The sequence below is a fragment of the Herbaspirillum sp. B65 genome (assembly GCF_000333555.1).
Taxonomy (GTDB): Bacteria; Pseudomonadota; Gammaproteobacteria; order Burkholderiales; family Burkholderiaceae_D; genus Herbaspirillum; species Herbaspirillum rubrisubalbicans.
The window spans coordinates 1-6,897 of the sequence record NZ_BADI01000044.1; the positions used below are offsets into that span (position 1 = coordinate 1).

A 6,897-nucleotide genomic window follows, 5' to 3' on the forward strand; every position below is an offset into this window, starting at 1 on the left:
TCGAATTACTTCCCAGTCCTTCTCTTCATCCTTGTCGGCATCGGTGTCGGTGTCGCCCCCCAGCTCCTAGGTCGTCTTCTTGGTCCGCACAAGCCGGACGCTCAAAAAACTTCCCCTTACGAATGCGGTTTCGAAGCATTCGAAGATGCGCGCATGAAGTTCGATGTGCGCTACTACCTGATCGCCATCCTGTTCATCCTGTTTGATCTGGAAACCGCCTTCTTCTTCCCTTGGGGCGTGTCCATGCGTGAGCTGGGCTGGCAAGGTTTCGTCACGATGATGGTCTTCATCGCTGAATTTGTTGTCGGATTTTGGTACATCTGGAAAAAGGGTGCCCTGGATTGGGAGTAAGCCATGTCTATTGAAGGCGTATTGAATGAGGGGTTTGTTACCACCTCGCTGGATAAGGTAATCAACTGGACCCGTACCGGATCCCTGTGGCCCATGACCTTCGGTCTGGCCTGCTGCGCAGTTGAGATGATGCACGTCGGTGCTTCGCGTTACGACCTGGACCGTTTCGGTGCGGTGTTCCGTCCGTCGCCGCGCCAGTCCGACCTGATGATCGTGGCCGGCACCCTGTGCAACAAGATGGCGCCGGCACTGCGCAAGGTCTACGACCAGATGCCGGAACCGCGCTGGGTCATCTCCATGGGCTCCTGTGCCAATGGTGGTGGCTACTATCACTATTCGTACTCGGTGGTGCGCGGTTGCGATCGCATCGTGCCGGTGGACGTGTATGTGCCGGGTTGCCCGCCGACGGCTGAAGCGCTGCTGTATGGCGTGATCCAGCTGCAGAACAAGATCAAGCGCACCAACACCATCGCGCGCTAAGAGGGCAGTATGACGACAAAATTGGAAACTCTCGAAGCCGCCCTGCGTAATGCGCTTGGAGGGTATCTTCAGAACCTGACCGTGGCCCTCGGTGAAGTCACCGTGGTGGTCAAGGCCGCTGACTACCTGTCGGCCATGCGCGTGCTGCGCGACCATGCCGACACCCGTTTCGAACAATTGATCGACCTGTGCGGCGTGGATTACTCCACCTACGGCGATGGCGCCTGGGAAGGTCCGCGCTTTGCCGTGGTGTCGCACCTGATGTCGATCTCGCACAACTGGCGTGTGCGTGTGCGCGTGTTCGCACCGGATGATGATCTGCCCATCGTGGCCTCGGTCGATCCGATCTGGAATTCGGCTGGCTGGTATGAGCGTGAAGCGTTTGACTTCTACGGTATCCTCTTCGACGGTCACCCCCGACTGCGCCGCATCCTGACCGACTATGGCTTCATCGGCCACCCGTTCCGCAAGGACTTCCCGGTGTCCGGCTATGTCGAAATGCGTTACGACGCCGAACAGAAACGCGTCATCTATCAACCCGTAACGATCGAGCCGCGCGAAATCACCCCGCGCATCATTCGTGAAGAAAACTACGGGATCAAATAATGGCAGAGATCAAAAACTATACGCTCAACTTCGGTCCCCAGCACCCGGCCGCGCACGGCGTGCTGCGTCTGGTGCTGGAGCTGGACGGTGAAGTCATCCAGCGTGCCGACCCCCACATCGGCCTGTTGCACCGTGCCACCGAAAAGCTGGCCGAGCAGAAGACCTTCCTGCAATCCGTGCCCTACATGGATCGCCTGGATTACGTCTCGATGATGTGCAACGAGCACGGTTACGTGATGGCCATCGAGCGTCTGCTGGGCATCGAAGTGCCGCTGCGTGCGCAGTACATCCGCGTGATGTTCGACGAAATCACCCGTCTGCTGAATCACCTGATGTGGATCGGCGCACACGCGCTGGACGTGGGTGCGATGGGCGTGCTGCTGTATGCCTTCCGCGAACGTGAAGACCTGTTCGACTGCTACGAAGCCGTCTCCGGCGCCCGTATGCACGCGGCCTACTATCGTCCGGGTGGCGTCTATCGCGACCTGCCCGATACCATGCCGCAGTACAAGGCATCGATCGTGCGCAACGAGAAGGCCATCCGCGAACTGAACGAAAACCGTCAGGGTTCGCTGCTGGACTTCATCGAAGATTTCACCAACCGTTTCCCGACCTATGTCGACGAATACGAAACCCTGCTGACCGACAACCGTATCTGGAAGCAGCGTCTGGTCGGCGTCGGCGTGGTCTCGCCGGAACGTGCATTGCAGATGGGCTTCACCGGTCCCATGCTGCGTGGCTCGGGTATCGCCTGGGACTTGCGCAAGAAGCAGCCGTATGAAGTGTATGACCTGCTGGACTTCGACATCCCCATCGGCAAGAACGGCGACTGCTACGACCGTTACCTGGTGCGTGTGGCCGAGATGCGCCAGTCCAACCGCATCATCAAGCAGTGCGTGGAATGGCTGCGCAACAATCCGGGTCCGGTCATCACCGACAACCACAAGATTGCGCCTCCGAAACGTGCGGACATGAAGTCCAACATGGAAGACCTGATTCACCACTTCAAGCTGTTTACCGAAGGCTTCCGCGTGCCTGCCGGCGAAGCGTATGCCGCCGTCGAGCATCCGAAGGGTGAGTTCGGTATCTACCTGGTCTCCGACGGTGCCAACAAGCCGTACCGCCTGAAGATTCGCGCCCCAGGCTTTGCCCACCTGCAAGCCCTGAACGAAATGGCCAAGGGACACATGATTGCCGACGCGGTCACCATCATCGGTACGCAAGACATCGTGTTCGGGGAAATCGACCGATAAGTCGAAGAGTAAGAGTCAAGGCGGGCTTCGATGAGAGGCCCGTCAGGTTTGGGGAATATCCAATAACCGCGCAGCACTGATGCGCATGGATGGCCAACGATATGCTGTTAAGTCAAGAAGCCCTTAAGAAAATCGATCGCGAACTCGCGAAGTATCCGGCGGACCAGCGCCAGTCTGCGGTCATGGCCGCACTGCGCATCGCCCAGGTAGAGCACGGCTGGTTGCCGGCCGAGCTGCAGCAGGAGGTGGCCGACTATATCGGTATGCCCGCTGTGGCCGTGCAGGAAGTGGCGACCTTCTACAACATGTTCAACACCAGCCCGGTGGGCAAGCACAAGATCACCGTGTGTACCAACCTGCCGTGCCTGCTGTCGGGTGGCGAACGTGCCGCCCATCACCTCAAGCACAAGCTGGGCATCGATTATCGCGAGACCACGGCCGATGGTCAGTTCACGCTGATGGAAGGCGAATGCATGGGCGCTTGCGGTGACGCGCCGGTCATGCTGGTCAACAACCATCAAATGTGCAGCTGGATGTCCAACGAAAAGATCGACGCGCTGCTGGAGGAACTGAAGAAATGACCTGCCTGCACGACCGCCACATCAAACCGCTGATCCTCGCCGACTTGAATGGCGAGAACTGGCACCTCGAGGATTACGTCAAGCGCGGCGGCTACGAGTCGCTCAAGCGCATCCTCAATGAAAAGATCACTCCGGAACAAGTCATCGCCGACCTCAAGGCCTCGGGCCTGCGTGGCCGCGGCGGTGCGGGTTTCCCGACCGGCCTGAAGTGGAGCTTCATGCCGCGCCAGTTCCCGGGCCAGAAGTACCTCGTCTGCAATACAGATGAAGGTGAGCCGGGGACTTTCAAGGACCGTGACATCATTCGTTACAATCCGCACGCGCTGATCGAAGGCATGATCATCGGCGGCTATGCGATGGGCATCACGGTCGGTTACAACTACATCCACGGCGAAATCTTCGCCGAGTACCTGCGCTTCGAAGAGGCACTGGAAGAAGCCCGTGCGGCCGGCTTCCTGGGCGACAACATCCTGGGTACCGACTTCAGCTTCCAGTTGCACGCGCACCATGGTTACGGCGCCTACATCTGCGGCGAAGAAACCGCGCTCTTGGAGTCGCTGGAAGGCAAGAAGGGCCAGCCGCGCTTCAAGCCGCCGTTCCCGGCCAGTTTCGGCTTGTACGGCAAGCCGACCACCATCAATAACACCGAGACCTTCGCGGCCGTGCCCTTCATCTTCAAGGTGGGGCCGCAGGCCTACGCCGAGATGGGCAAGCCCAACAATGGTGGCACCAAGATCTTCTCGGTCTCGGGCGACGTCGAGCGTCCGGGTAACTACGAGATTCCGCTGGGTACGCCGTTCTCCACCCTGCTGGAACTGGCAGGCGGAATGCGTGGCGGCAAGAAGATCAAGGCCGTCATCCCGGGTGGTTCGTCCGCTCCGGTGATCCGTGGCGAGGTCATGATGGATACCACCATGGACTACGACGCCATCGCCAAGGCGGGCTCGATGCTGGGTTCGGGCGCGGTGACCGTGATGGATGAAACCCGTTGCATGGTCAAGTCGTTGCTGCGCCTGTCCTACTTCTATCATGAAGAATCCTGCGGCCAGTGCACGCCGTGCCGCGAAGGCACCGGCTGGATGTACCGCTTGGTCAATCGTATCGAAAACGGTCACGGCAAGATGGAAGATCTGGACGTGTTGAACTCGGTGGCCGACAACATCCAGGGCCGCACCATCTGTGCGCTGGGTGATGCGGCGGCCATGCCGGTACGCGCGTTCGTGAAGAATTTCCGCGAAGAGTTCGAATACCACATCGAGCACAAACACTGCCTGGTTCCGGCATACATCTGAACAGGGCAGGGGATGCCAGGTGGAATGGAATAAGCCTTCCACCGGTATTGTTGGCAAGAATATTTAGCTTGGGCAAACAGCCATGGTTGAAATCGAAATAGACGGCAAGAAGGTTGAAGTGCAGGAAGGCAGCATGGTCATGGACGCTGCCAACAAGATCGGCACGTACATCCCTCACTTCTGCTATCACAAGAAACTGTCCATCGCGGCCAACTGCCGCATGTGCCTGGTCGAGGTCGAAAAGGCCCCGAAGCCGCTGCCTGCCTGCGCCACGCCGGTCAACAACGGCATGATCGTGCGCACCGCCAGCGACAAGGCCGTCAAGGCCCAGAAGGGCGTGATGGAATTCCTCCTGATCAATCACCCGCTGGATTGCCCCATCTGCGACCAGGGCGGTGAGTGCCAGCTGCAGGATCTGGCCGTCGGTTACGGCGGTTCGACCTCGCGCTATCAGGAAGAAAAGCGTGTCGTGGAGCCCAAGGACGTCGGTCCGCTGATCTCCATGAAGGAAATGAATCGCTGCATCCACTGCACCCGTTGTGTGCGCTTCGGCCAGGAAGTGGCCGGCGTGATGGAGCTGGGCATGTTGGGTCGCGGTGAACATTCCGAGATCACCACCTTCGTCGGCAAGACCGTGGACTCCGAACTGTCGGGCAACATGATCGATCTGTGCCCGGTCGGTGCGCTGACCTCCAAGCCATTCCGCTACAGCGCCCGTACCTGGGAACTGTCGCGCCGCAAGTCGGTGAGCCCGCACGATAGCGTTGGCGCCAATCTGATCGTGCAGGTCAAGAATGGCAAGGTCATGCGCGTGCTGCCCTTCGAAAACGAAGAAGTCAACGAGTGCTGGATCTCCGACAAGGACCGTTTTGCCTACGCAGCGCTGGATAGCGAACAACGTCTGACCAAGCCGATGTTGAAGCAAGACGGCAAGTGGCAGGAAGTGGACTGGCAGACCGCACTGGAATACGTCGCCCATGGCCTGCGCAACATCCGCCACGAACACGGTGCCGATGCCATCGCCGCGCTGGGTACCCCGTACTCCACGCTGGAAGAACTGAACCTGCTGCAGAAGATCGTGCGCGGTGTCGGTTCGGAGAATGTCGACTTCCGCCTGCGTCAATCGGACTTCGCTCTGGATGGTCAGATCAAGCCCTGGCTGGGCATGTCCATCGTCGAATTCTCGCAGTTGAACCGCGTCTTCGTGATCGGTTCCTTCCTGCGCAAGGATCATCCGCTGCTGTCGGCGCGCCTGCGCCAGTCCGCCAAGAGCGGCGCCAAGGTCAGCGTGCTGCACGCCACCGATGACGATCTGCTCATGCCGATCGCCAACAAGATCATCGCCGCTCCCTCGGCATGGCTTTCCGCCCTGGCCGAAGTGGCCGTGGCGGTGGCCCAAGCCAAGGGTATCGCTGCTCCCGCCGCCTACGCTGGCGTGGTCGCATCGGAGGCCGCCAAGGCCACCGCTGCCAGCCTGCTGTCGGGCGACGCCAAGGGCGTGTTCCTGGGCAATGCCGCCGTCCAGCACCCGCAAGCTGCGCAACTGCACGTTGCCGCACAGTGGATTGCCGAGCAGACCGGCGCCAAGCTGGGCGTGCTCACCGAAGGCGGCAACGCCGTCGGTGCTTACCTGGCCAACGCGGTGCCGGCCCCGGGCAAGGCCGCAGCGGTCTTCGCACAGCCGCGCAAGGCTTATCTGCTGTTGAACGCCGAACCGGAACTGGACAGCTACGACCCGCAAGCCGCCCGTGCCGCCCTGAACCAGGCCGACATGGTCGTGGTGATGTCGGCCTTCCAGCATGGCGCCGACTACGCCGACGTGCTGCTGCCGATCGCTCCCTTCACCGAAACCTCGGGTACTTTCGTCAATGCCGAAGGCCGTGCGCAAAGCTTCAACGGTACCGTCAAGCCGGCCGGCGATGCACGTCCTGGCTGGAAGGTGCTGCGCGTGCTGGGCAACCTGCTGGAACTGGAAAACTTCGATTACGAAACTTCCGAATCCATCCGCGATGAGCTGCTGGGCAAGGAAGTGGACCTGTCGGCCCGCTTGAACAACACGGCTGCGCTGCCAGCCCAGGCGGTCGCTGCCTCGGCTGGTTCGCTGGAGCGTGTGGCCGATGTGCCCATCTACTTCGCCGATGCGATCGCTCGTCGTTCGCCGCCACTTCTGGAAACCCGTGACGGCCAGGCACCCAAGGCATGGCTGTCGGCAGCCCTGGCTGCCCAACTGGGCGTGGCCGAAGGCGACCAGGTCAATGTCAAGCAAGGCTCGGGCAGCGCTGTGCTGACCGCCGCCATCGATAAGAAATTGCCGGAAAACGTGTTCGCGTGGCT

General features: G+C 60.4%; 7 protein-coding genes. All 7 read left to right on the top strand.

Annotated elements, in window-relative coordinates:
• A partial coding sequence (locus tag I5W_RS00935) for an NADH-quinone oxidoreductase subunit A (RefSeq protein ID WP_044527845.1) occupies window positions 1-351 on the top strand: 351 nt, incomplete at its 5' end.
• Between the two features lie 3 nt (window positions 352-354).
• Window positions 355-831: a NuoB/complex I 20 kDa subunit family protein gene (locus I5W_RS00940; RefSeq protein ID WP_006712940.1), complete on the top strand. Its 477-nt coding sequence runs from the start codon at window positions 355-357 to the stop codon at window positions 829-831.
• Between the two features lie 9 nt (window positions 832-840).
• Entirely contained in the window at window positions 841-1,437 is a 597-nt protein-coding gene (locus I5W_RS00945; RefSeq protein WP_044527846.1) for an NADH-quinone oxidoreductase subunit C, read from the top strand.
• Window positions 1,437-2,690 (top strand): NADH-quinone oxidoreductase subunit D, encoded by a 1,254-nt coding sequence (locus tag I5W_RS00950; protein WP_017450671.1) that lies wholly within the window; start codon window positions 1,437-1,439, stop codon window positions 2,688-2,690. The genes I5W_RS00945 and I5W_RS00950 overlap by 1 nt, the downstream gene beginning before the upstream one ends.
• An 89-nt stretch (window positions 2,691-2,779) precedes the next feature.
• Window positions 2,780-3,271, top strand: coding sequence for an NADH-quinone oxidoreductase subunit NuoE (gene nuoE, locus I5W_RS00955; protein ID WP_017450672.1), 492 nt, complete (start codon window positions 2,780-2,782; stop codon window positions 3,269-3,271).
• Window positions 3,268-4,563 carry an NADH-quinone oxidoreductase subunit NuoF gene (gene nuoF, locus I5W_RS00960; RefSeq protein WP_044527847.1) on the top strand — a complete coding sequence of 432 codons (1,296 nt, stop codon included), beginning with the start codon at window positions 3,268-3,270 and terminating at the stop codon, window positions 4,561-4,563. The genes nuoE and nuoF overlap by 4 nt, the downstream gene beginning before the upstream one ends.
• A gap of 82 nt (window positions 4,564-4,645) precedes the next feature.
• Window positions 4,646-6,897: NADH-quinone oxidoreductase subunit NuoG (nuoG, locus tag I5W_RS00965; RefSeq protein ID WP_044527848.1), on the top strand; the 2,252-nt coding region annotated here is incomplete at its 3' end.